Raw genomic sequence first — 23,557 nt, 5'->3', positions numbered from 1 at the left:
CGGCGAGGTCAGCGGGCCGCTGGCTGTGCAACATGGGTCCTACCCGGTGTTGCGCAGGCCGGCCGCCACCCCGTTGACGGTGATCAGCATGGCCCGCTGGAGCCGTTCGTCGATCTCGGCGCCGCTGATGCTCCCGCCTTCGGCGTTCTGGGCAGCCCGCACGCGGCGGAGCAACTCCACCTGCAGGTAGCTGATGGGGTCCAGGTACTGGTCCCGGATCTCCAGCGACCGCTTGAGCGTCGGCTGCGCGTCCAGGAGCACGTTCTCGCCGGTCAGGTTCTGGATCTCGGTGACCGTGAGTTCGTACTCTTCACGGATGGCGCGGAAAATGTGGTGCAGGTCCTCGGGAACCAGGGTGGCCACGTAGTACCCGGCGATGTCCATGTCCGTCTTGGCCAGCGTCATCTCCACGTTGGAGACAACGGACCGGAAGAAGTGCCAGTTCTCCATCATCTCCACGAGCTGCGGGGAGTTTCCGGCCTCGCGGGCAGCCTTCAGGCCCGAGCCCACACCGAACCAGCCCGGGACGATCTGCCGGGACTGGGTCCAGCCGAACACCCAGGGGATGGCACGCAGGCCGCCAAGCCCCGCCCCGGAATCCGGGCGTTTGGACGGGCGTGAGCCGATGTTCAGCGAGCCCAGCTGCTCCACCGGAGTGGACGCCAGGAAGTACGCTGGCAGGTCAGGATGGTCGATCAGGTTCCGGTACCGGTCGAAGGCGCCGTCGGAGATGATTTCCATAACGTGCCCGTACCGTTCGCGCTGGTCGTCCGACGTGCGCGGATCCCGGTGCAGGGCCGAGCCCTGGAGCACTGCCGCGAGGGACAGCTCCAGGTTTTCCCGGGCCAGCTCCGGCAGCGAGTATTTGTCCGAGATGACCTCGCCCTGTTCGGTGAACTTGATCTCGCCTTCCAGCACGCCGTTGGGCTGGGCCATGATGGCGTCGTAGGTGGGTCCGCCGCCGCGGCCCACGGAACCGCCGCGGCCGTGGAACAACCGGACACGGACGCCGTGCTTGGCCGCAACGTCGCGCAGGTTGCGCTGGGTCTTGTGGATCTCCCACTGGCTGGTCATCACGCCGGATTCCTTGTTTGAGTCCGAGTAGCCCAGCATGATTTCCTGGACGTCGCCGCGCAGCCGGACCAGGTCGCGGTAGGACGGAACGGACAGCAGCTGGTCCACGATCTCCGCCGAGGCACGCAGCTCCTCCACGGTCTCCAGAAGCGGCGCGAACCCGATCTTGGCGTAGGGGGCGTCGCCGAACAGGTTGATCAGGCCTGCCTCGCGGGCCAGCACGGCCGCGGCCAGGACGTCGTCCGCGCCGCGGGTCATGGAAATGATGTAGGTCTCGATGACGTCCGGACCGTACGTGCGCAGGGCGCGGCGGATCTCACGGAAGACGTCGTACGTGCCGTCAGCGACGCCGTCGAGCTTAATCGGGTGGCCGGACAGCGGCCGGCGTGAGGCGAGCTCCGAGCCGAGCACCTCGAAGCGTTCCTCACGGCTCAGTTCGGCATAGCGGATGCCGGGGCCGCCCAGCCGGTCCATCAGCTGGCCAACGGCGTCGTGGTGGTGGTCCGCGTGCTCGCGGATGTCCAGGGTGGCCAGGTGCAGGCCGAAGGACGCGACGGCGCGGCGGACACGGGCCAGCGCGCCGTCGGCAGCGAGCGACGCCGAGTGGTTGCGGAGGGACAGCTCCAGCAGCTCGAGGTCGTTGAGGAGTTCCTCGGTGGAGCTGTAGTCACGGCCGTGCTCGTGCGTGGAGTCCGCGGCCACCCGCTTGCCCGTGTTGATGAGCTTGGCTTTGATGCAGGTGAGCTTGAGGCGGTACGGCTCCTGGGCGTTGAGCTCCAGGACGCGCCGGTCCAGGCCCGGCAGCTTCTTCAGGTCCGCGTCGATGGAGTCCAGCAGGGTCTGGTCCGCGCCGGACAAGGCGGTGGAGTTGGACAGGATGGAGATCAGCTCATCCATCATCGCGATGCTGATGCGGACGGCGTGCTGGTTCTGGATCTGCAGGATTTCCCGGGTGACCGCAGCCGTGACGTTGGGGTTGCCGTCCCGGTCGCCGCCGATCCAGGACCCAAACCGGATGGGTGCGTCCTGGGACGAAAGGCTGACGCCGTGCTCACCGAGCAGTTCCGAGAAGTCCGAAAGCATCTCGGGCATGGCATCGGTCAGGATGCCGCCGAGGTAGTAGATCGCGTTGCGGGCCTCGTCCACCGGGGTGGGGCGTACCTGGCGCAGTTCGTCGGTCTGCCACATCTGGTCGATGACTTCGGAAAGCTGGCGGTCCTGCCGGCGGCGCGCGGAGGTGCCTTCCTTCGTGGGCTCGGCCAGGACATCAGAGAGCTTGCGGATCTTGTCCAGCACGGAACGGCGCGAAGCCTCGGTGGGGTGGGCGGTGAAGATGGGGCGGACGTCCAGCCCGTTGACCACTTCCTGCAGGACTTCGGGCCCCGCTTGGGCGGCGATTTCGGTGACGGCCTTGGCCAGCCACCCGTCCTTTTCCTTCCGTGTCCGCAGGCCGCGGACCCGGTGGACCTGCTCGGCCGCGTTGGCCAGGTGGAAGTAGAACGCGAATGCACGGACCAGGTCGGTGGCCTGCTCGATCGGCAGGGAGCCGAGCAGTTCTCGGACCTGTTCAACGACGTCGTGCGCGCTCCATGGGCCGGTGGCATCGGCACCGCCGCGGGCGGCTTCCTTGGACTCCTTGGTGAGGAGGCGGACCTGCTCCACCAGATTGAGGAGTTCGGGGCCGTGCTGGCGGACCAGGGATTCACCCAGCAGTGTGGAGACTCGCCGGACATCGGCCCTCAGTTCAGAGGCGAGGTCGGTTGCGGAATTCATTGCAGTGTTAGCCATGGAAACTGTCTTTCGAGGGTTCGGACTTGGCTCGTACACTGCGCTGGATACTGTGAGCCACGTTACTAGCTATCGATGCTACCTGCACGGGATGGCGAAGGTGGAATCCGTCTCAGATATTGCGCCGGTCTCCGCCCCTGCCGCGCCGGACTTCAGCGGCGATCTTGAAATTGAAATCCGGCGTCCCCAGCACCGACCACAGGCGCAGCCACACCGGGAGCATCATCTCCGCTCCCCGAGCGGTGGTGATGTCTCCGAGGTCAATAATATCGCGGTGGCCCAGCTCCTGGCGGAGCGCCGTCACGGTGTTCTTGGCACCGGCGTCGTCGCCGGAGACAAACACCGAGTGGTCCCCGCCGCCCAGCCGTCCGGGGTCAACCATCAGCCCTGCGTTCATCGTGTTCAGGGTTTTGACCACCCGCGCCTCCGGAAACGCGTGCTGGATCCGTTCGGCGTTGCTGTCCGTGTTGACCGGGTTCAGCACCGGCGGCATGCCCTGGGAGAAGTCGAGCGGGTTGGAAACGTCCACCACCACTTTCCCCGACAGGTTGGCCGAACGCGCGGCACTGAGGGCACTGAGGGCGCCCGCTCCGTTCGTTGCATTGACTATCAGTTCCGCCGCGGCTGCGGCCTCCGCGAACGTTTCCAGGGCTATGTGCTGGTTCGCTGCGTGCCATTCGCTGAAGGGCGGCGTGCCCATGGCGTCCGGCGCGCTGCGGGCGAGAGCCTCCCCCGGGTCGCGAGTACCCACCACCACGTCGTGTCCCAGCGCGGACAGCGCGCCCGCGAGGGTCCGGCCTGCGAAACCCGTGCCAAGGACCGCGATTTTCATGGTTCCTCCAAGGTCAGCCGTGGGAGTCCGGAAACGAAGCTCCGCCGCTTTCGACGTTACTCTCCGCCGCCTGCAAGACAAGGGCCGCGGCAGCAACGCGGCGCGAGGTCCGTGGTGCTCCGCGGCGGTCCGTGGTGGAATGGACTGCGTCCGCGCCGGGTTGTAAACCCTGACGTCGTAGCCGGGGAATCAGAACCCCTTTTGGAGGAACCATGGACACCACCGCAACCGCGCAGCTGGAACGCTGGCAGCGTTTCCGCACGAACCGGAACAAGGCCCTCGCCACCCGCCACGGCTGGCTGACGCTCACCTCCTTCCAGTGGCTGGAATCCCGGCCCGCCGCCATCGACGTCGCCCCCGGCCTCTGGTCAACGGACGGCACGACGGCGACACTCACCGCTGTGGCGCACGACGGCCTGACGCTGGTGGAAACGGGCGAGCCCATTGACGGGACCATCACCGTCTCCCTCGCCAACGAGGAATCCCTGATGTGGGTGCAGTTCGGCGGCGCGGACGGGCAGCAGGTAGTGGTGGAACTCGCCATGCGCGCAGACCGGTACGCCATCCGGACCCGCGATTCCGGCTCGCCGGTGCTGACGGAGTTCGACGGCGTTCCCACGTTCGACTACAACCCGGACCTCGTGATTGAGGCCGCCTACGAGGCGTATCCGGAACCGGTGGCGGTCCCGATCGGAACGGCCAATCCGCTGGTGGACGGCGTCCATTATTCAGTGGGCGAGGTGGTTTTCCGGCTGCCGGGCATCGAGCACCAGTACCGTCTGCACGCCGAGGAGGAAAAACTGGGCGCACTGACCATCACGTTCCATGACGGGACCAACGGTGAATCAACGGATGAGTGGCGGAAAGTCTCCACGCCCCGGCCACGCATTGACGCGGCCGGGAAGGCCACGGTGGTCCTGGACTTCAACCGCGCCATCAACTACCCCAGCGCCTTCACCCCGTTTGGCACCTGCCCCATGCCCGTGAAGAACAACAGCCTCGACGCGAAGATTGAAGCCGGCGAAAAGCAGCCTCTCCTCGCTGATTGAGCGCGAAAGGACACTTAAGCCCAGCGGAACGGGGCCTCAAATGTCCTTTCGCGCTAAATGGTGGGTCAGACGATCGCTGAGACGCCGGTGACCGCCCGGCCCACAATGAGCGTGTTGATTTCGAACGAGCCCTCGTAGGTGTAGATAGCCTCGGCGTCGGCGAAGATTTTGGCCATCCGGTAGTCGGTCACGATGCCGTTGCCGCCCAGGAGGGACCGGCCCAGCGCCACTGTCTCGCGCATCCGGGCGCTGGTGTAGGACTTGGCGAGGGCCACCTGCGGCATGTCCGCCACGCCGTCGTCCTGCAGCTGGGCAATACGCGCCATCATGGCCATGCTGGCTACGGCGTTGCCCAGCATGGTGACCAGCTGCTGCTGGATGAGCTGGAATTTCGCCAGCGGCCGGCCGAACTGGTGGCGTTCGACGGCGTACTGCCGGGCGACGTCGAACGCCGCCAGCTGCTGCCCCACCCCCTGCCATCCCACCATGATCCGCGAGCCACGCAGGAGCTGGTTGGTGTCCTCGAAACTGCTGATGCCGGCGAATCGGTCGGCCTCGGCGACCTGGACATCCTTAAGCACAATGTCCGCGTTCTGCACGGTCCGGAGCGCAATCTTGTTCTCGATCCGGCTCCGGCTCACGCCCGGCAAGGAAGCATCAACGATGAACCCTCGGACCGCGCCCTGCCCGTTGGCAGCCACGGCCTCGTCCTTGGCCCACACGAGCATGTAGTCGCAGAACGTCCCGTTCCCGATCCAGCGCTTGGCGCCGTTGAGCACCCACGCGTCGCCGTCGTCGTCGGGCTCTCCCGTTGCGCTGGAGATGCGCCGGGCACTCGTTTCCATCCCGCCGGCAACGTCCGAACCGTGGTCGGGTTCGGTGAGCGCGAAGGCGCCCGTGATACGCAGGCTTGAGGCGTCCGCAAGCAGCCGCTCTTTCTGGCCGGCCGAACCGAAACCGTAGAGCGATTCCACAAAAAGGTCGTGGTGGACCAGGAAAAATGTTGCGATCGAGGTATCGACGCGCGTCATCTCTGCGATGACCAGTCCGGCGAACAGGTTGCTGTAGCCGCGCTGCGCCGGTGTGCTCAGCTCCAGCGCGGCGAGCTTGGGCAGGATGTGCGCCGGGAACTCCGCCTTGTTCCACCAGTCCGACGCGTAGGGGGCGATCTCCGTGGCCAGAAACTCCCGCAGCTCGGCCAGCTTGGCCCGCTCCTTCGAGCTGAGGAGTGACTCGAACGCGAAAAAATCGGCGGTGGGCAGCTCGTCGATCGCCCGTTCAGTGGTGGAGGGCTCGGTGGTGGAGGGCTCGGACGTGCCCGGCAGGCTCATTTCGGCCCCATTCGGATGGCACCGTCGAGCCGGATGGTTTCGCCGTTGATCATCGCATTTTCCACGATGTGGGCCACCAGACTCGCGTATTCGGCGGGCCGGCCAAGGCGCGACGGATGCGGGACCTGCCGGCCCAGCGAATCCTGCGTGTCCTGCGGGAGCGTTGCCATCATGGGTGTTTCAAAGATGCCCGGGGCGATGGTCACCACCCGCAACAGGGAGCGGGCCAGCTCACGGGCCAGCGGCAGCGTCATGGCGGCGACTGCGCCCTTGGAAGCGGCGTAGGCGGGCTGGCCGATCTGCCCGTCGAAAGCTGCCACGGAGGCGGTGTTGATGATGACGCCGCGCTCGGGGCCGCCGAGCTCAGTACTGATCGGTTCGGTGGATACCATGGCCGCGGCGGCCAGGCGCAGCACGTTGAACGTCCCGATGAGGTTGACCTGGATGACGCGGTTGAACGTGTCCAGCGGAAGGACGCCGTCCCGGCCCAGGACCTTGCCCGGCGTGGCGACGCCGGCGCAGTTGACAACAATGCGCAGGGGTCCCAGCGCCACGGCAGTGTCGACGGCGGCCTGCACCTCAGCCTCATTGGTGACGTCCGCGGGGACAAAGGCCGCTTGTGCCCCCGAACCGCCGGCGGCGTTCAGCGCTGCCACGTTCAGCGCTGAGGCGTTGAGCTCGGCGGCGTAGGCTGCACCGGCAGAGGACGGCAGGTCGATCAGCACCACCGAGGCGCCGGCGTCGAACAGGCGCTTCGCTGTGGCAGCGCCCAGCCCGGAAGCCCCACCCGTAATCAGCGCGACAGTACCCAAGACGTCCATACATCCTCCTTGATGCGGCCCCAACACCATAAGACCGGCGCGGAACATTAGTTAGTGCATGTTAACTGAAAATCCTGTGGGCCGCACCCACTAGGCTGAACGGATGACCATGCCGGATGCCGAACCTGCCCACTGGCAGGACCGGGCCAACGTGGCGGCCCGCTCCGTCACCGGACTCTTCGGCCGGCGGCTGCTGTTCCTGCCGGGAACCCACCTGGCCGCCGTGCAATGGCCGTCAAAACACCTGAAGAACCTCCTCCACCCCTGGCACTACTGGTGGCAGGCGCACTACGTGGACTGCCTGGTGGATGCCGGGCGCCGCGAACTGGGCAACGGAGCCACCCCCGCGGCAAGGTTCAACGGCGCGCACCACCCCAGTGCCGGCAGGCTCGCGTCCAGGCTGGTCACGGGCATCCGGCTGCGCAACGCCTTCACCTTCGTCAACAACTACTACGACGACATGGCCTGGCTGGCGCTGGCGACGCACCGTCTGCAAAGCCTGGCCGAGGAGACGCGGCAGCCCGGTCGCCGCCGGAACGCCAGGGTCCGCAAGACGCTGACCCTGCAGTTCGATTCCGCCTCCACCGACGACCTCGGCGGCGGGACCTTCTGGAGCAAAAAGCGCGACTTCAAGAACACTCCGGCCACCGCCCCCGTAGCGCTCTACTACGCCCGGACAGGCCAGGAGGCCAAGGCGCAGCGGTTGGTGGACTGGCTCAATGCCGTGCTGTTTGATCAGGCCCGGGGCCTCTATGTTGACGGGGCGCGGCTCAGCCCGGCTGGCGAAGTGCTAGTGGAGAACAACCTCTACACCTACAACCAAGGCCCCGTACTGGGAGCCTTGCTGGAGCTCGGCGGCGACGCCAACCTCGCCAGGGCCGCGGCACTGGTGGCCGCGGTCGCACAGCGGCTCACCGTACCGGGGCAGCGCATCCTCCGCTGCGATGGAACGGGCGACGGCGGACTCTTCACCGGGATTCTCTGCCGATACCTGGCACTCGCGGCCGTCGATGCCCGGCTCCCGGAGTCCGCCCGGAACACCGCGCAGGAGCTCGTGACAGCTACTGCCGAAGCCTTCTGGGCGGGCCGCCGGCCGGCCGGCCGCGGAGCGGCATCAGCCACGGCTGGGAACGTCCTGTTCTCCATCCACGCGGCACAACCGGCGGACACAACCTATCCGCCAGGTGCCGCCGTCGAACTTTCCACCCAGCTGCAGGCCTGGATGGCGCTGGAGGCCGCAGCGGCCATCCACAAAAGCCGTGAATGAATTAGGGCACGCAACAGTTCCGTAATGCATGTGATCCTGATCACTTAAGGGCTATGCCGCTTGGTGTCTTAGGTTTGGCTAACCTACAGTTTCTCGGGTGAGCCACCCCTTTATCCCCAGCTCACCAGGACCGTCGGTCCACACACTTTTCCCCAGAAAGTAGCACTCAATGAAGATCCGCAACAGCGCTCTGGCCGGCATCGCACTCGCCGCCACCGCAGCCTTGGGACTGACCGCCTGCGGCGGCACCACCCCGGCAGCCACCGGTTCCGCCTCTGCAGACGCCAAGGTGTCCGGCGAGATCACGGTCTACAACGCACAGCACGAATCCATGACCAAGGCCTGGGTGGAAGAGTTCACCGAGGAGACCGGCGTCAAGGTGACCCTGCGCCAGGGCAAGGACACCGAGATGTCCAACCAGATCATCCAGGAGGGCGACAAGTCCCCGGCTGACGTCTTCATCACCGAGAACTCCCCCGCCATGACCCAGGTGGAAAACGCAGGCCTGTTCGCCGATCTCACCGACGAGGTCAAGAAGCAGGTTCCGGCCGAGTACCGCCCGTCCACCAACAAGTGGACCGGCGTCGCAGCCCGCTCCACCGTGTTCGTGTACAACAAGGAAAAGCTCACCGAAGATAAGCTGCCCAAGTCCCTCTCTGACCTGGCCGGTCCGGAGTGGAAGGGCCGCTGGGGCGCATCGCCGTCCGGCGCCGACTTCCAGGCGATCGTATCCGCCTACCTTGAACTCAAGGGCGAGGCCGAAACCGAGAAGTGGCTCACGGCCATGAAGGAAAACTTCAAGGGCTACCAGGGCAACGGTGCGGTCATGAAGGCTGTCAACGCCGGTGAAATCGAAGGTGGCGTTATTTACCACTACTACTACTTCGGTGACCAGGCCAAGACCGGCGAGAACTCCAAGAACGTGGCCAGCCACTACTTCAAGAACCAGGATCCGGGCGCATTTGTCTCCGTATCCGGCGGTGGCGTGCTGAAGTCCTCCAAGAACAAGGCTGCTGCCGACGCGTTCCTCGCCTTCATCACGGGCAAGAAGGGCCAGGAGCAGCTGCAGACGGGCAAGGACTTCGAGTACACCGTGGGCGCCGGCGTGGCATCCAACGACAAGTTGGTTCCGCTGGCCGAACTGCAGGCACCGACGGTTGACTCCTCCAAGCTGAACTCCAAGAAGGTCACGGAGCTGATGACCAAGGCCGGTCTGCTCTAGCTTTTGGTTTCAACCCCAGAACTAACCGCCAAAGCGGCGATGGCGGGCAAGGGCAACAGCCCTCGCCCGCCATTGGCGGTTGCGCTCCTGGCCACACTGCTGGCCCTGTTCGCCCTCATCCCGCTGGGCTATGTCATCTACATGACGGCGGTCACTGGCTGGGATGCCAGCATTGAGCTGATCTTCCGCCCCCGGGTGGGCGAACTGCTGGTCAACACCCTCCTGCTGATGCTCATCGTGGTGCCCGCAACTCTGGTGGCGGGCGTGGGCGGCGCGTGGCTGGTGGAACGCACCAAGCTGCAGGGCCACAAGTGGTGGGCCGTGCTCCTGGCGGCGCCGCTGGCCATTCCCGCGTTTGTGAACAGCTACGCCTGGGTGTCCGCCATCCCTTCCCTGGAAGGCGTCTGGTCAGGCGCGCTGATCGCCACTCTGTCCTACTTCCCGCTGGTCTACATTCCGGCCGCGGCCACGCTCAGCCGGCTGGATCCGGCCATCGAGCAGTCCGCGGCGTCCCTGGGCCTGGGCCCGTGGCAGGTCTTCTTCCGCGTGGTGCTGCCCCAGCTGCGCATCGCCGTCACCGGCGGTGGCCTGCTGGTGGGCCTGCACCTGCTGGCCGAGTACGGCGCCTTCGCGATGATCCGCTTTGAGACGTTTACGACGGCGATCATGCAGCAGTACGCTTCCACGTTCAACGGCACGGCGGGAAATATGCTGGCCAGCGTCCTGGTGTTCTTCTGCCTGATCCTCCTGGTGCTGGAGGTCCGCAGCCGCGGCACGGCCCGCTACGCGCGGATCGGCTCCGGCGCCCAGTCCAAGCCCCTGCGGCTCCCCCTGCACCGCTACCAGGTTCCCGCCCAGCTGGGACTGATGGCGCTCACTGGCCTGGCGTTCGGCCTGCCGCTGTGGTTTGTGATCCGCTGGATCGTGGCCGGCGGCGCCGAGATCTGGGATGTGGACGAGTTTGTCCCCGCACTGCTGCAGACCCTGGGGCTGGGCCTTGCCGGCGCAGTGGCCGCGACTGTTGTCGCCTTCCCCATGGCGTACCTGGCCGTCCGGCATCCAGGGTGGTTCAGCAAGTCCCTGGAGCTCTCCAACTACGTCACCAGTTCCATGCCCGGCATCGTAGTGGGTCTGGCCTTCGTCACCGTGGCCATCAACGTTGCCCCGGACATCTACCAGACCACCGGGCTGCTGGTGGCCGCATACGTGCTGCTGTTCATTCCGCGCGCGTTGGTGAACATCCGCGCCGGGCTGGCACAGGCCCCCAAGGAACTGGACGAAGCGGCCCGCGCCCTGGGCAGGTCTCCGTTCAATGCCTTCCTGAAGATCACGTTGCGCCTCACGGCGCCCGCGGCCGCCGGCGGCGCAGCGCTGGTGTTCCTCGCCGTCGTGACCGAACTGACCGCCACGCTGCTGCTCTCCCCCAATGGGACCAGAACCCTGGCCAGCGCGTTCTGGAGCAAGAGCAGCGAAATCGACTACGCCGGCGCAGCCCCGTATGCCCTGCTGATGATCCTGCTCTCGGCACCCATGACCTACCTTCTCTTCCAGCAGTCCAAGAAAGTGGCCGGACAGTGACCGAACAATCCCCCGCCAGGCTTCCGGAACCGCGGATCGCGCCGTCGGTGGCACCCACCACCAACAGCCATCTGCAGATCACCGACGTCACCAAGAACTTCGGTTCCCAGGCCGTCCTCAAAGGCGTCAACCTATCCGTGGCCAAGGGCGGGACCACTGCCATCGTGGGACCCTCCGGCTCGGGAAAGACCACCCTCCTGCGGCTGATCGCCGGCTTTGAACACCCCGCCACCGGCAGCATCTCGCTCAACGGCAGCAAGGTGGCGGGCGACGGCGTGTGGTTGCCTGCGCATAAGCGCCAGGTGGGGTACGTGGCTCAGGACGGGGCGCTTTTCCCGCACCTGACGGTGGGCCAGAACATCGCGTTCGGCCTGGACACGGCCAAGCTCGCGGGTGGCCGCCGCGGGGCCGCGGGCCGCATCAGCGAGCTGCTGGACATGGTCTCCCTGGACGCCTCCATGGCCAAGCGGCGGCCGCACCAGCTCTCCGGCGGGCAACAGCAGCGTGTGGCCCTGGCCCGTGCACTAGCCCGCGAACCCGAACTGATGCTGCTGGACGAGCCCTTTTCAGCCCTGGACGCCGGCCTGCGCGTGGCAACCCGGCGGGCCGTGGCCAAGGTCCTCAACAAAGCCGGCGTCACCACCGTCCTGGTCACCCACGACCAGGCCGAGGCCCTGTCCTTCGCGGACCAGGTGGCCGTGATGCGCGGCGGCAAGCTGGCCCAGATCGGCAACCCGTTTGTGGTTTATACCCGCCCCGCCGACCGCGCCACCGCGGAATTCCTGGGCGACGCCGTCATCCTGGACGCCTGGATGGAAGGCTCGCTGGCCACCTGCTCGCTGGGCGGAATCCCTGTCCGCCGCCCGCCGGCCCAGGGCCGCGTGCAGCTGATGCTGCGTCCTGAGCAGATCCGCATTGCCGAGGATGGCCCCATCCGCGGCGTGGTGGTGGACACCGACTACTTCGGCCCGGAAACCACCGTGCGCCTCAAACTCTCTGTGCCACCCGAACTGGCCGACCGCGCCGACCACCGCTACCCCGGCGGCGGCGAAGTCATCACCATCCGGCACTGGAACGCCCCCATTGCCCGGCCGGGAATGGAACTCTGCCTGCGCGTGGTGGGCGAAGCCGTCGCCTTCCCGCTCGACCCCGCTTGTGATTGAGCCCGTCGCGCACCGGTGATTGAGCCCGTCGAAATCCGCCGCTACTAACCTCCGGCCGGCTTCTTCTTCTGCGGATACGGCGCCTCGCCCCGGGCCAGCATCTCCACAAAGCCGGCGATTTTCCGTTCCCGCGTGGACGCCTGCTTCACGGAATTCGTCCGGTAAATCAGGGCATACCGGTTCACCGAGGTAAGGACGTCGAACATGGCCTGGGCAGCGGGGACGGCAGCGATGGCGGCGGCCAGATCCGGCGGAACTTCCGCCGTCGCCTGCCCCACATAGGCCGCTTCCCAGCGCCCGTCCGCCTTGGCGGCGTCGACCGCGGCGCGGCCGGCCGCAGTCATCCGGCCGTCAGCCTCGAGCTTCCCGATGCGGTCCACATTCCGCGCCGACCAGACGCTCTTCGGGCCGCGGCGGGTCATCCGCTGGAAGGAACTGTCGTCGTCGCGCCTTTTGCCCTGACCGTCGATCCAGCCAAAGCACAGTGCCTCCTGCAACGCTGCTTCGTAGTCCAGTTCAGTGGCGTTGCCGCCCTTCTTATGCAGCACCAGCCAGACGCCGGGGCTGGTGGCGTGGTGCTGTTCCAGCCACAGCCGCCACTCCGCCGCGTCCGCTACCAGCAGTTCCTCGAGTTCAATGGCCATGGCCCTATTCTGCCCGCCTTCTGCTGGAAGTGGCATGATGGCGGTAGCCGACCTGTCCTGGTTTCGAGGAGGAACCCATGCTGCGTGTCAGACCCGTCCATTTCACCTCCCGGCCGGACAGTTGGGAACAGCTCCTGGCTGCCCTGGGCCTGGCCAAGACCGTCGATGACGGCCCATGGCGGGAGTTCGACGCCGGTTCCGGCCGGCTGGCCCTGCACGTGGCCGACGCCGGCGGCACGGACGACGGCACCACTGCCTTGGGCGTGGAGGTGGGCGATCTGGCGGAATTCGGGCGGCGCACCGCCCTGGCCGCGGAGGAATCCGGGAACACGGTCGCCGAGCTCATCGCCGCCGATCACGGCGAGTCGTGCCGCATCACCGGCCGGGACGGCTTCAGCTTCCTGGCGGACAAAGGCGCCCGGGAGACGAACGCGGCTGACGCTGATCCGGCGCTGACCGTCGTCGGGGTCTGGTTTACGGAGGATCCCGGCGCCGCCGCCGTGACGCTGCAGGACATCGGCGCCAGGTTCCGCCCCGTCCCGGACGCCGACGAAACCGCCGACTTTACCGCCAAGAACGGCGGGGTGCTGATGGTGCGGCCGGCATCCGGGCCGCCGCGGTCCGGCCTGGGATTTGAGTACGACGGCGATCTGGGCGCCTTGCGGGACCGGCTCACCGCCGCCGGGCTGGACGTCAGCGAAACCGAGGAAGCCTTCGGCCGGACCCTGCACGTGGCCAACCCCGACGCCGCGGGCAGCGCAGGTACCGCCGACACAGCCGCAGCCACAACCGCCCCGCATGTCCCGCCCACGCTCTGGATCTCGCAGCGCCTCGCCGCGCCGTGATCCGCTCCAATCCGGACCGGGGTGCCCGGGGCTGTCTCTGCGGATAAGCCCGCCGAGGGGTGAGATTCCGGCGCTTTGGGCGCCGCTTTACGCTGATAGCTCACCCCTCAGCGGTCCGAGGCCGCCCAATGGGGTAAAACTTAACCATGAACGTTCGCACTCCTGACCCCAATCCCGGCTGGCTCTCCGAAGAAGACCTCTTTGAGGCCCGCGGGAGGCTCCCCATGATCTATGTGGAGGCCGTGCCGGTGAGGCTGGATCCGCTGGGTTTTGTGAACGAGGTCGGTACGCTGCTCCAGGCCGACGAGGACGGGAACATGATCCGGTCGCTGGTTTCGGGCCGCGTGATCTACCGCGAGACAATCCGCGCCGCACTCCTGCGCCATATGGAAAAGGACCTGGGGCCGCTCGCGTTTCCGCAGCTCCCCATCAGCCCGGTCCCCTTCACGGTGGCCGAATACTTCCCGGCCCCGTCCCAGACCGGCTTCACCGACGACCGCCAACACGCCGTATCGTTGGCGTATGTCATCCCCGTGACCGGCGAATGCGAACCCCGCCAGGATGCCCTGGAACTGACCTGGATGACCCCGGCGGAAGTGCTAAGCCCCGACGTCCAGCTCGAATTCAGCGGCGGCCGCGGCGCCCTGGTCCGCCAGGCGCTGGCCTTTGCGGGCGTGGGTCACTGACGCCCGCGGGTTCCCCGGCGTCCCCGACTTCCGGCGCCCCGCTTTGTAGACTGTAGGGCGGACCGCAAGAGAACTTAAGGACTCCCATGACCGAAAACCCAGCCGCCAGGCACTACAGCGAACAGCAGGCTGGATCTCTGACCACCGGCGATCAGCTCCTCCTCCCCGACGGTGAACGCACCGCCGAAATCCAGCACGTGGAGTTTGAACCGGACGATTTCGGGACCCCTGCGGTGGTCCTGGCAAACCTCACCGGCGGCGGCACCCTCCGCATCGCGGCCGGCTCCACCGTAAAGATCCTGGACACAACAGTCAGGGTCATCACGGTTCCGGACACCACCGTTCGGGGCACCCCCGTTCAGGACACGACGCCCGACGCCGTCACGCAGCTTACGGTCGCGGCGCAACACCCTGCCGAACAGCCCCAGCACACCGGCGAAGCGGGGGCAGCCCCGGCGGCTCCCGCCGTCGTCGTACCTCCCCCGCCGGCCATCCCGCCCGCGATGAGCGGCCCGTCCGCGGAAGAACTGGCGCGGATTCCGGCGCCGCAGGGCACACCCGAAGCGGTGGTGGAGGCTGCCGCGGAAGCCCACCCGGACGCCGTTGGCGTGCTGCTGCTGGCGGACAAGCTGGCCAAGGGCATCAACTTCAAGTCCGGCAGCTGCCTCAAGGACCTCAGCGACCTGGCCCACGAGCTGTTCATCACGCTCAAGGATCCGGACGGGGCGCTCACCGTGGCGGACCTGCTCAACGTCCTCCCGTTCGACGGCAACCCGGGCCGGTGGGCGTCCGTGGAGGCGTCGCTGGCGTTGTCCAGCTTCATCTGCCGCCAGGACCGGCAGGAGGAGCGCGCCGAAGTCTATGAAAAGCTGCTGCGTTTGCCGGAAACCCAGGAAACGGACCCGTTCAAGGCGCGGATGAACGCCAAGGTGCGCCAGCGTTCGCTGAACGAACCCAACCTGTACGACAAAGAGATCTTCCGCTCGATCGACAACTCCAACCACGAGGCCGAGCGGGAGTGGCGGCTGCTGCGCCTCGAATCCCTGCTGTTCCTGCGCGCACACGGCGGGTCTGAGACGATCGGCGTGGGCGAACTCCAGCGCCGGATCAGCAACGAACTCGAGGCCGTCCGGGCCTAAGCCGTCGGGGTGGGGGAATTGCCCCCTACCCGGGGCTGCGCCCGCGTTGTAGATTCGGGCTATGACGAACAATCTGAGCGTGGTGATAAATGCTGATGCGCCGCAGGTCTGGACCATGCTGCGTGAACCGGCCAAAGTTGCCCAGTGGCACGGCTGGGAGGCTGACGAACTGGCCGATGAGATTGACGGGATCTACTTCAGCAGCAACGTGGTTGAAGCCCCGGACCACACCAGCCTAACCACCAATGGCGGCGACGTCTTCGACCTGAAACCGGTGTCCGCCGGGACGCTGGTCAGTGTCACGCGGGCAGCCCTGGACCACAACTCTGAGTGGGCGGCCTGGGACGAGGACATCACGCAAGGCTGGCTGACGTTCCTGCAGCAACTCCGCTTCGCGCTGGAACACCACCCGCACGGCAAGCGGCATACGATGTTCTTCGAATTTCCCGGCGAGCCGGCTTCCGCCATCGAGAAGCTGGGCTTGTCGGACGTGCCTGCGCCGGGTGAGACGTATGGGCTGACGCTGTCCACAGGGGAGGAAATCACCGGCAAGGTCTGGTTCCGCAGCAACCATCAGGTAGGGCTTACCGTCCACAGCTACGCGGAGCACGGCGACGGCTTGCTGATCGTGGCGGACCAGCCCGTCATTGAAGGCGTAAGGCCCCACGGCGGCGCCATGGTGATCGCCTCGACCTTCGATCTGGGTGCCCACAAAATGGAGTCCATCCATTCGCTCTGGGACAGTTGGCGGGCTGAGAACTACCCCACATCGGAAGCGGCAGGCTGAGGGATCGGCGGCGCTTGCTGGCACACTGGAACCGTGCCAGCCAACCCCGCCCCCGCGCCATCCGTCTCCGCATCGGCAGTCCCAGCTGATCCCGTAGCAGCGGCGGCCGGCTCGGCCGCTGCAGCCGACCAGTCGCAGTTCTCCTTCACCGTTGGCACCCGCCTGGCTGACAGCTGTGCGCCGTCGGCTGGGCAGGCAGCTGCCAACGGCGGAAAATTCCTGGGCCGCACGGGGACCGTCACCACGCCCCATGGCGAAATCCGCACCCCGGCGTTCATCGCCGTCGGGACCAAGGCGACGGTTAAGTCCGTCCTGCCGGAATCCATGGCGGACCTCGGTGCACAGGCGCTCCTTGCCAACGCCTACCACCTGTACCTCCAGCCGGGCGCGGACATCCTGGACGAGGCCGGCGGGCTGGGCGCGTTCATGAACTGGTCCGGGCCCACGTTCACGGACTCCGGCGGGTTCCAGGTGATGAGCCTGGGGTCCGGGTTCAAGAAGGTCATCGACATGAAGTCGGTGGACACCTCCGGACCGGACGACGCCGTGGCTCCGGGCAAGGAACGCCTGGCGCATATTGACGACGACGGCGTCTGGTTCAAATCGCATCTCAACGGCGACCGCCACCGTTTCTCCCCCGAAATTTCCATGCAGGTCCAGCACCAGATCGGCGCGGACATCATGTTCGCGTTCGATGAGCTGACCACGCTGCAGAACTCCCGCGGCTACCAGGAGGAATCGCTGGAGCGCACGCGATTGTGGGCCCTGCGATGCCTGGAGGAGCATTTCCGGCTGACCACGTCCCGTGTGGGGAAGCCGTACCAGGCACTTTTCGGCGTGATCCAGGGTGCGCAGTACGAGGACCTGCGCCGGAAGGCCTGCCGGGACCTTGGCGCCATGGACTTCGACGGCTACGGCATCGGCGGGGCGCTGGAGAAGGAAAACCTGGGCACGATTGTGCGCTGGTGCAACGAGGAACTGCCGGAGGACAAGCCGCGGCACCTGCTGGGCATCTCCGAGCCGGACGACATCTTCACGGCCATCGAGAACGGCGCGGACACCTTCGACTGTGTGTCCCCCACCCGAGTGGCCCGCAACTCCGCGTTCTATACGCCAGCCGGCCGCTTCAACCTCTCCGGTGCCAAGTACAAACGCGACTTCGGCCCGCTCCAGGAGGGCTGCGACTGCTACGCCTGCGCCAACTACTCGCGGGCCTACATCCACCACCTGTTCAAGGCCAAGGAAATGCTCTCCGCCACCCTGATCTCCATCCACAACGAACGCTTTGTGGTGAAGATGGTGGACGACGCCCGGCTGGCCATCGAAGCCGGGACTTTCTTCGAGTTCAAGGCCGAGACCCTGGCGCAGTACTACCGCTAGCGCGTGTCACGGCTCGCTGCCCGCCCGCCTTCCCTGCGTCCCGCCGTCGTCCTCCACGCCGTTTCGATGGTTCCCTGCGCACTCGATGGCTGCGAACATCGTCTGCGCAGGGAACCGTCGAAATGGCGGCCCGGGGATGGCCGCTCAGACCCCGTAGCTCGGTTCGCGCTTCTTGATCCAGCCGATCACGAGGGACGTCACCGGCACAAACAGGAACTCCACGAGTGTCTTGTAAACAAAGCCCACCACCACGTAGTTCAGGAACGTGCCGAAGTCCGTGATGCCGATGACGGAGGCGGCGATGCTGCAGAAAATCAGGGTGTCCACGAACTCGCCCGCGCCTGAGGAACCCATCAGCCGCGCCCAGAGTGACTTCTCCCCGGAGCGGGCCTTCATCTTCACCAGGATCCACGAGTTAATGGTCTGGCCGGCCAGGAATGCCAACAGCGAGGCGAGCACAATCTGCGGCACCGGACCAAGGGCCCCCTCAAGGGCGGCCTGCTTGGACGTGCCGAACTCGTCATCGAAGCCGGGCAGGGCGATGATCACCCAGTAGCAAACAGAGGCGAAGACGGACAGTGCGAAGGTGGTGAAAATGGCCTTGCGCGCCACCTTGAAACCGTAGACCTCGCTGATGACGTCGCCCAGGATGTAGGCGAGCGGGAACAGGAAAAACCCGCCGTCCGTGATGATCGGACCGATCGCGACGCCCTTGGACGCCCCGATGTTGGACAGGATCAGCACCACGGCCATAAACGCCAGCATGATACCGAAGTACGGCGAACCGATTGATGCGAATCTCGGCGCCGTCCGGGCGGAGTCGGCGATGGGCTGGGCGTCACGGCCTGAGGGGGAAGACTTGGGGGATTCCATTCGTAGTGGTTCGCTCGGCGTACGGCTCGCGCAACGAAAGTTGCGCGGGACGCCGGCTGTATTAGCACTGTCACGACATTCTCCCACTGAACAATAGGGCCCGACGCCGGATGGCAGGATAGTGCCATGACTTTAGCTTCAGCTGCCCTCCAGTCCCCCGTTTCCGCTCCCGCCGTCGTCCTGACCATCGCGGGATCCGAAGCCACGGGTGGCGCCGGAGCCCAGGCCGACCTGAAGACGTTCCAGGAGCTGGGCGTGTTTGGCATCGCCAACCTGACCTGCATCGTGTCCTTCGATCCGAGCGACAACTGGAACCACCGCTTTGTGCCGGTGGACCAGCAGGTCATTGCGGACCAGTTGGAAGCCACGGCGGCGGCCTACGGCCCGGCGTCGGGCGCCGCCTTCGAGAGGGCGTCGGGAGAGCCGTCAGCTCCAGGCCGTCCGGTCCTGGACACCGTGAAGATCGGCATGCTGGGCAGCCCGGCCACCATCAGCACGGTCGCCGCGGCGCTGGAAACGGGCCGGTTCCGCAATGTAGTGCTGGATCCGGTGCTGATCTGCAAGGGCCAGGAGCCGGGCCACGCACTGGACACGGACCAGGCCCTGAAGGCGCAGATCCTGCCGCTGGCCACATTTGTCACACCCAACCACTTCGAAGCCGAATCGCTGTCCGGCCTGGCGATCATCGACGTCGAGTCCCTGAAAGCCGCAGCAGTCCGCATCCACGAGCTCAGCGGCGCCGCGGTCCTGGCCAAGGGCGGGGTGCGGCTGGCAGGCCCGGACGCCGTCGACGTTTACTACGACGGCGAGACCCTGGAGGTCCTCAGCGCTCCGAAGGTGGGCGAGGTGGCCGTGTCCGGTGCCGGCTGCTCCCTCGCCGCGGCGGTGACGGCCGAGCTGGCCAAGGGCGCCACGCCGCTGGAGGCTGCCCGGTCCGCCAAGGACTTTGTCACCGCGGGCATCCGCAACCGTGTGGCCTCCGGTGCGCCGTTCGACGCCCTCTGGCAGGGCGGCGCGCGCTAGTTTATTGAGTCTTCCAGCGGCGTCTTTTCCAGCCGGGCCACTTCCAGCAGGGCGTCGGCCACCAGCGTGGCCGTCCGCACAATAAAGGCCCGACGGCGGTCCAGGCGGTCCGGAGCGGAGCCCGCCAAAAGTGCGTCGATCTGGGGCAGCACCGTCCAGCCGTCGCAGAGGGTCACGATGGTGAGGACCAGGTCGGCCGCATCCGTGCGGTCGATTCCGGGTAGAACTGCCAGCATCTGGTCCACTTTTGTGGCGCAGTGGTCCGCGCGTGTGGCCCGGTCCACGGTATTCCTCCCGCGCTCCAGGCCTTCCCAGAACAGGAGCCGGGCCAGGGCGCCGTCGTTCGTGTGACGGTCAAAAAGCCTTCCGGCGTACTCTCCGATGGACGCCGCGCCATAACCTTCGATGGGGACCTCGGACATCACCCGCACCAGTTCAGCGGCAAGGACGGCGTCGAACAGCTCGTCCTTCTTGCCGAAGTACTGGTAGATGCGTTCCTTGTTCACGCCCGCCGCGGCAGCAATGCGGTCCACGCGCGCCCCCGCAAGGCCCTTGTCACTGAACTACTTCGGTGGCGGCGGTCAGCAGCAGTGCTTTGGTGCGGTCAGTATTCCAGGCCATGTCGCGAACAGCACCCTCAGCCCCACAGCAACTGCTCCCGCGTCAGCCGCCCCTGCTCAGGCTCCGGTCACTGCTCACGGACCGGTGCCGCCTGCACCCTCCATCCACGTCCGCGCGCCGCCATCACGTGGCTGGCCATCTTTCCGCTGGTGGCCGTGGGCATGATGCTTGTGGCACCCCTGACCGAGGGCTGGCACACGGTGCTCCGTGCCCTGGTTCTAACGCTCGTGGTGGTTCCGGTTGCTGTCTACCTCGTGGTGCCGCGGCTCTTTGCCGGGTACGGCGCCCTGCTGCGAAGCCGCAATTCCCGCAAGACCAGTTAGTTAGGCTCAGCCCGGGGAGGCCACGGTCACGAGCGCGGGTCGGCCACCGTTCCCATAAACAGCGGCAGGCCGGTTTCCACATGGACGATCTGGTAGTGGAATGGCCGGTCGAAGCTGATGGACCGCTCAGGCTGCGGCGGAGCGCTGGTGACAGCTCCGTTGATCTGGGTCACCGCGGCTGCGATGATGCCCTTTTCGGCGACCGTGATGTTGGCAGCCTGCGCGGCCTGGGTGATCGTCATCTTGGGCTGGATGTTGTTGAAATCCTCCGTGGTGTCGAGCGTCGTCTGGAGCCCCAGTGACTCAAACACCTTCCGCAGGTCAAAGCTGCACTTGTGGTCCCAACGTGGCAACTGGATCTGCACCGTCTCCAGCGCTGCAGTGTCGAAGGCGTCCGCGATTTCCGCTAGCGTTTCCGCACCGAAGGCAGCCGAGGCGGGGCGGGACTCGGCCCCGGCGTCCGCGTCGGATCCGGCCCCCGGCAGGACCAACCGCATAACGAAACCGTCGGCGTAGGGAAGGTCCACGCCCTGCCAGCCTGCACCTTCCGCGTACTTCATCTCCGCCTCGTTGTGCATGGCAGGCGCATCGATTTCCTCGCCGGCAGCTGTTGTGAAGGGGAGGTCCGAGGTGGCATTCGGGTCAAACGGCGCGCTCCAGGCGGAGGCAAAATACAGGGAATTGAGGAGGCTGAAGGTGTTCCGGCGGTCGTACTCTGCCGGGGCTTCCTTGATCCGGCCGCCCGTGTTCCTGTTGACCCACGCATCGATGGCGGGCTTCGTGGCACCCTCATCGCTGAAGGCCACGGGATACACGCCCGTTCCGTAGTGCCGGGCCAGCGTTTCCAGGAAGGACTCGCCGGTGGGCACACCCTTGTCCACGAACAGCCCGTTGGCGGCATGCATGACCGGTTTCCGCGGCGGGTTGTCCTCATCCACTGCGCCGGGGTCGCCGTCGAACTTCGCAAGTGAGCTGAGGACCGCGTTCATGGCCTCGTCGCGATTCTCTGCGGGGAGTCCCAGGACGCTGTCCATCTCCGCCGCGGTCTCGCCCGACGCGCCGGAGCGAAGCATCGCGAGGGCAATCAGCAGGCTCCCGGGCGAGGACACGACGTTCCCGTTGGCGCCGTCGCCGCCGTCCGCCAGCAGCGCCTCGCCAAGGCCCAGGGCGGAAGCCCGGAAGGAGCGCAGTTCAGCGGCATAAGCGGCGCGGTCCACCGAAATCCGCTCCACGCCGTCGGCCGTCAGGAGCTCCGGAGGCGCAGGGGCCGGGGCCGCACATGCTGCCAGTCCCAGCACCGCACCCAACGCCACCGCCCGCTGAAAACGAAACACCACTGTCGCCTCCCCCGGCACACAAGGGCGGGAATCCGCCTGCTCCCAGTGAACCAGCGACGGCGGCGCGAGACGATGCCTGAACGGTCACGCTTTGCACTCATTTTGGTCTCATCCAAACGCTCTCTCACTTAACGCAAGAAATCCCGGGACGCTCTCTCACTTTCCTCAAGAAAGTGAGAGAGCGCCCCGGGATTTGCCGCATTATCTGAGAGAGCGTCCAGGGTGCGGGGGGCGGCGCGGGTGGTGGGCGTACGACGGCGGGTGGCCACCCGCCGTCGTACGCCCACCGGAGCTGCCCACAGCGCTAGGCGTTGATGAGGTCCTTGTCCTTGTCGTCGTCCTTTGCCGGGCGGTTCCAGGCATCGCCCTGTTCGCGGTCCAGGTGCGTGGTTTTCTTGTTCTTCAGGGCGAAGATGTAGACCAGCAGTGAGATGGCAATGGCCACGGTAACGTAGGTGAAGAACAGGTCCACGCGCTGGGCCTTCTGGAACGCCGCACCAAGCAGCGGGACGGTGCCGCCGAAGAGTGAGTTCGCGATCGCGTAGCCCAGGCCAACGCCGAGGGCGCGGATGGAGGCCGGGAACAGCTCGGCCTTCACGAGGGCATTGATCGAGGTGTAGCCGCCGACGATCAGCAGGCCGCCCAGCATCAGCAGGAATGCCGTGAACGGGTCCTTGGTGTTGGACAGCGTGGAGAGCAGCGGCCAGGTGAACAACACACCCGTGATGCCGAACCAAAGCAGCAGCGGCCGGCGCCCGACCTTGTCCGAGATGATCCCGTAGACCGGCTGGAGCAGCATGAAGATGAACAGCGCCCAGAAGTTGATCACGGAGGTGTCGGTCTTGGCGATCCCGGAGGTATCGTTCATGAACTTCAGAATGAAGTTGGTGTATGTGTAGAACGCCACGGTGCCGCCGAGGGTGACGCCGATGCAGATCAGCAGCGGCTTCCAGTGCTGGGTGAACAGCAACTTCATGGTGCCCGGTTGGGCAACGCCGGCCACGGCCGGAACCTTGGCGGCCTCGACCTGCTCGGCGGACACGGTTTCTTCCATCGAGCGCCGCAGCCACAGGACCACGAGCGCGGCGACGCCGCCGATCGCGAAGGGGATGCGCCAGCCCCACTCAGTCAGGGCGCCCTTGTCCATGGTGTTCTGCAGGATGACGAGCACCAGCAGGGCCAGCATCTGGCCGCCGATCAGCGTGACGTATTGGAAGCTTGAGAAGAAGCCGCGGCGTTTGGATGTGGCGGCCTCGGACATGTAGGTGGCGCTGGTGCCGTATTCGCCGCCCACGGAGAAGCCCTGGACCAGCCGCACAAGGATCAGCAGAATCAGCGCCCAGACGCCTATCTGCTGGGTCGTCGGCAAGATGGCGATGGCGAAGGAACCGGCGGACATGATCGTTACGCTGAGCGTCAGGGCCGCCTTGCGGCCCTTGCGGTCGGCATAGCGGCCGAAGAACCAGGCACCCACCGGACGCATCAGGAACGACGTCGAGAAGACGGCCATGGCCTCGAGCCCGGCCTGCAGGTCGTCTTGGGAATTGAAGAAGTGCGACTGGAAGTACGCCGCGAAGACTGTGTAAACGTAGAGGTCGTACCACTCCACGAGGTTGCCCGCTGAACCCTTGAGGATGTTGCTCACGGCCCGGCGGGTCTGTGCTGCCTCGCTCTGGACTGCGTGCTGGGCGCTCATCGTTGAACCTCCCCGGACTGCGGCGCTGTTCTTACTTTCGTGCTGTCCATGGCTACGTTGCCCATGGTTCCTCCTCGA

Annotated in this window: 21 protein-coding genes; 12 read left to right on the top strand and 9 right to left on the bottom strand. The window is 66.3% G+C overall.

All coding sequences use genetic code 11. The features are described 5' to 3' along the window. Positions 1–39: 39 nt before the first annotated feature. The gene (ppc, locus tag NG698_RS13115) at positions 40–2,862 is read right to left on the bottom strand and encodes a phosphoenolpyruvate carboxylase (RefSeq protein WP_252610208.1); all 2,823 of its coding nucleotides are present in this window, start codon (positions 2,860–2,862) and stop codon (positions 40–42) included. 112 nt (positions 2,863–2,974) lie between these two features. Beyond that, the gene (locus NG698_RS13110) at positions 2,975–3,694 is read right to left on the bottom strand and encodes an NADPH-dependent F420 reductase (protein WP_252610206.1); all 720 of its coding nucleotides are present in this window, start codon (positions 3,692–3,694) and stop codon (positions 2,975–2,977) included. A gap of 212 nt (positions 3,695–3,906) precedes the next feature. Between NG698_RS13110 and NG698_RS13105 the strand changes: the two genes are divergently transcribed. After that, positions 3,907–4,743 (top strand): DUF1684 domain-containing protein, encoded by an 837-nt coding sequence (locus tag NG698_RS13105; protein WP_252599805.1) that lies wholly within the window; start codon positions 3,907–3,909, stop codon positions 4,741–4,743. 65 nt (positions 4,744–4,808) lie between these two features. Here NG698_RS13105 and NG698_RS13100 read toward each other — a convergent pair whose 3' ends face one another. Then, on the bottom strand, positions 4,809–6,074 hold the full coding sequence (locus tag NG698_RS13100) for an acyl-CoA dehydrogenase family protein (RefSeq protein ID WP_252599806.1): 1,266 nt from the start codon (positions 6,072–6,074) through the stop codon (positions 4,809–4,811). Continuing rightward, the gene (locus NG698_RS13095; protein ID WP_252599807.1) at positions 6,071–6,895 is read right to left on the bottom strand and encodes an SDR family NAD(P)-dependent oxidoreductase; all 825 of its coding nucleotides are present in this window, start codon (positions 6,893–6,895) and stop codon (positions 6,071–6,073) included. Before NG698_RS13095 ends, NG698_RS13100 begins: the two co-directional genes overlap by 4 nt. Positions 6,896–6,998: 103 nt before the next feature. On the opposite strand from NG698_RS13095, the gene NG698_RS13090 reads away from it, so the two are divergent. The 4 genes from NG698_RS13090 (at position 6,999) to NG698_RS13075 (ending at position 12,125) form a co-directional block, all read left to right on the top strand. Next, the gene (locus tag NG698_RS13090; protein WP_252610203.1) at positions 6,999–8,162 is read left to right on the top strand and encodes a glycoside hydrolase family 76 protein; all 1,164 of its coding nucleotides are present in this window, start codon (positions 6,999–7,001) and stop codon (positions 8,160–8,162) included. 169 nt (positions 8,163–8,331) lie between these two features. Continuing rightward, positions 8,332–9,384, top strand: a complete 1,053-nt coding sequence (locus NG698_RS13085) for an iron ABC transporter substrate-binding protein (RefSeq protein WP_252610200.1) — start codon at positions 8,332–8,334, stop codon at positions 9,382–9,384. 39 nt (positions 9,385–9,423) lie between these two features. Continuing rightward, on the top strand, positions 9,424–10,962 hold the full coding sequence (locus NG698_RS13080) for an ABC transporter permease (RefSeq protein ID WP_252610255.1): 1,539 nt from the start codon (positions 9,424–9,426) through the stop codon (positions 10,960–10,962). Beyond that, positions 10,959–12,125 (top strand): ABC transporter ATP-binding protein, encoded by a 1,167-nt coding sequence (locus NG698_RS13075; RefSeq protein ID WP_252610198.1) that lies wholly within the window; start codon positions 10,959–10,961, stop codon positions 12,123–12,125. Before NG698_RS13080 ends, NG698_RS13075 begins: the two co-directional genes overlap by 4 nt. Before the next feature lie 44 nt (positions 12,126–12,169). Here NG698_RS13075 and NG698_RS13070 read toward each other — a convergent pair whose 3' ends face one another. Next, the gene (locus NG698_RS13070; protein ID WP_252610196.1) at positions 12,170–12,769 is read right to left on the bottom strand and encodes a YdeI/OmpD-associated family protein; all 600 of its coding nucleotides are present in this window, start codon (positions 12,767–12,769) and stop codon (positions 12,170–12,172) included. A 77-nt stretch (positions 12,770–12,846) separates the two neighbouring features. Here NG698_RS13070 and NG698_RS13065 point away from each other — a divergent pair, with 77 nt between their 5' ends. From NG698_RS13065 to tgt, 5 genes are all read left to right on the top strand, one after another. After that, the gene (locus tag NG698_RS13065; RefSeq protein WP_252599812.1) at positions 12,847–13,614 is read left to right on the top strand and encodes a VOC family protein; all 768 of its coding nucleotides are present in this window, start codon (positions 12,847–12,849) and stop codon (positions 13,612–13,614) included. 146 nt (positions 13,615–13,760) lie between these two features. After that, positions 13,761–14,300 (top strand): NUDIX hydrolase family protein, encoded by a 540-nt coding sequence (locus NG698_RS13060; RefSeq protein ID WP_056349560.1) that lies wholly within the window; start codon positions 13,761–13,763, stop codon positions 14,298–14,300. 86 nt (positions 14,301–14,386) lie between these two features. Continuing rightward, positions 14,387–15,439 carry a DUF6707 family protein gene (locus tag NG698_RS13055; RefSeq protein WP_252599813.1) on the top strand — a complete coding sequence of 351 codons (1,053 nt, stop codon included), beginning with the start codon at positions 14,387–14,389 and terminating at the stop codon, positions 15,437–15,439. A gap of 61 nt (positions 15,440–15,500) precedes the next feature. Beyond that, positions 15,501–16,226 carry an SRPBCC family protein gene (locus NG698_RS13050; protein ID WP_252599814.1) on the top strand — a complete coding sequence of 242 codons (726 nt, stop codon included), beginning with the start codon at positions 15,501–15,503 and terminating at the stop codon, positions 16,224–16,226. Positions 16,227–16,259: 33 nt separating this feature from the next. Next, positions 16,260–17,606: a tRNA guanosine(34) transglycosylase Tgt gene (gene tgt / locus NG698_RS13045; RefSeq protein ID WP_252610193.1), complete on the top strand. Its 1,347-nt coding sequence runs from the start codon at positions 16,260–16,262 to the stop codon at positions 17,604–17,606. Between the two features lie 144 nt (positions 17,607–17,750). Here tgt and NG698_RS13040 read toward each other — a convergent pair whose 3' ends face one another. Continuing rightward, positions 17,751–18,479, bottom strand: coding sequence for a queuosine precursor transporter (locus NG698_RS13040; protein ID WP_252599815.1), 729 nt, complete (start codon positions 18,477–18,479; stop codon positions 17,751–17,753). 126 nt (positions 18,480–18,605) lie between these two features. On the opposite strand from NG698_RS13040, the gene NG698_RS13035 reads away from it, so the two are divergent. Next, positions 18,606–19,502, top strand: a complete 897-nt coding sequence (locus tag NG698_RS13035; protein WP_252599816.1) for a hydroxymethylpyrimidine/phosphomethylpyrimidine kinase — start codon at positions 18,606–18,608, stop codon at positions 19,500–19,502. Here NG698_RS13035 and NG698_RS13030 read toward each other — a convergent pair. Continuing rightward, complete coding sequence (locus tag NG698_RS13030; protein WP_252610191.1) at positions 19,499–20,035, bottom strand: TetR/AcrR family transcriptional regulator; 537 nt, start codon at positions 20,033–20,035, stop codon at positions 19,499–19,501. The genes NG698_RS13035 and NG698_RS13030 overlap by 4 nt on opposite strands. A gap of 249 nt (positions 20,036–20,284) precedes the next feature. Here NG698_RS13030 and NG698_RS13025 point away from each other — a divergent pair, with 249 nt between their 5' ends. Then, positions 20,285–20,446, top strand: a complete 162-nt coding sequence (locus NG698_RS13025; protein WP_252599818.1) for a hypothetical protein — start codon at positions 20,285–20,287, stop codon at positions 20,444–20,446. Positions 20,447–20,472: 26 nt separating this feature from the next. Here the strand turns inward: NG698_RS13025 and NG698_RS13020 are convergent, their stop codons facing one another. Then, positions 20,473–21,783, bottom strand: coding sequence for a serpin family protein (locus tag NG698_RS13020; protein ID WP_252610189.1), 1,311 nt, complete (start codon positions 21,781–21,783; stop codon positions 20,473–20,475). A gap of 304 nt (positions 21,784–22,087) precedes the next feature. Next, positions 22,088–23,479: an MFS transporter gene (locus tag NG698_RS13015; RefSeq protein WP_252610186.1), complete on the bottom strand. Its 1,392-nt coding sequence runs from the start codon at positions 23,477–23,479 to the stop codon at positions 22,088–22,090. Positions 23,480–23,557: the final 78 nt, after the last annotated feature.

It is taken from the genome of Pseudarthrobacter raffinosi, assembly GCF_023913735.1.
Taxonomy (GTDB): Bacteria; Actinomycetota; Actinomycetes; order Actinomycetales; family Micrococcaceae; genus Arthrobacter; species Arthrobacter raffinosi.
Note: the sequence above shows the minus strand (reverse complement) of the source record. Positions and strands in the feature narration are given on the sequence as shown.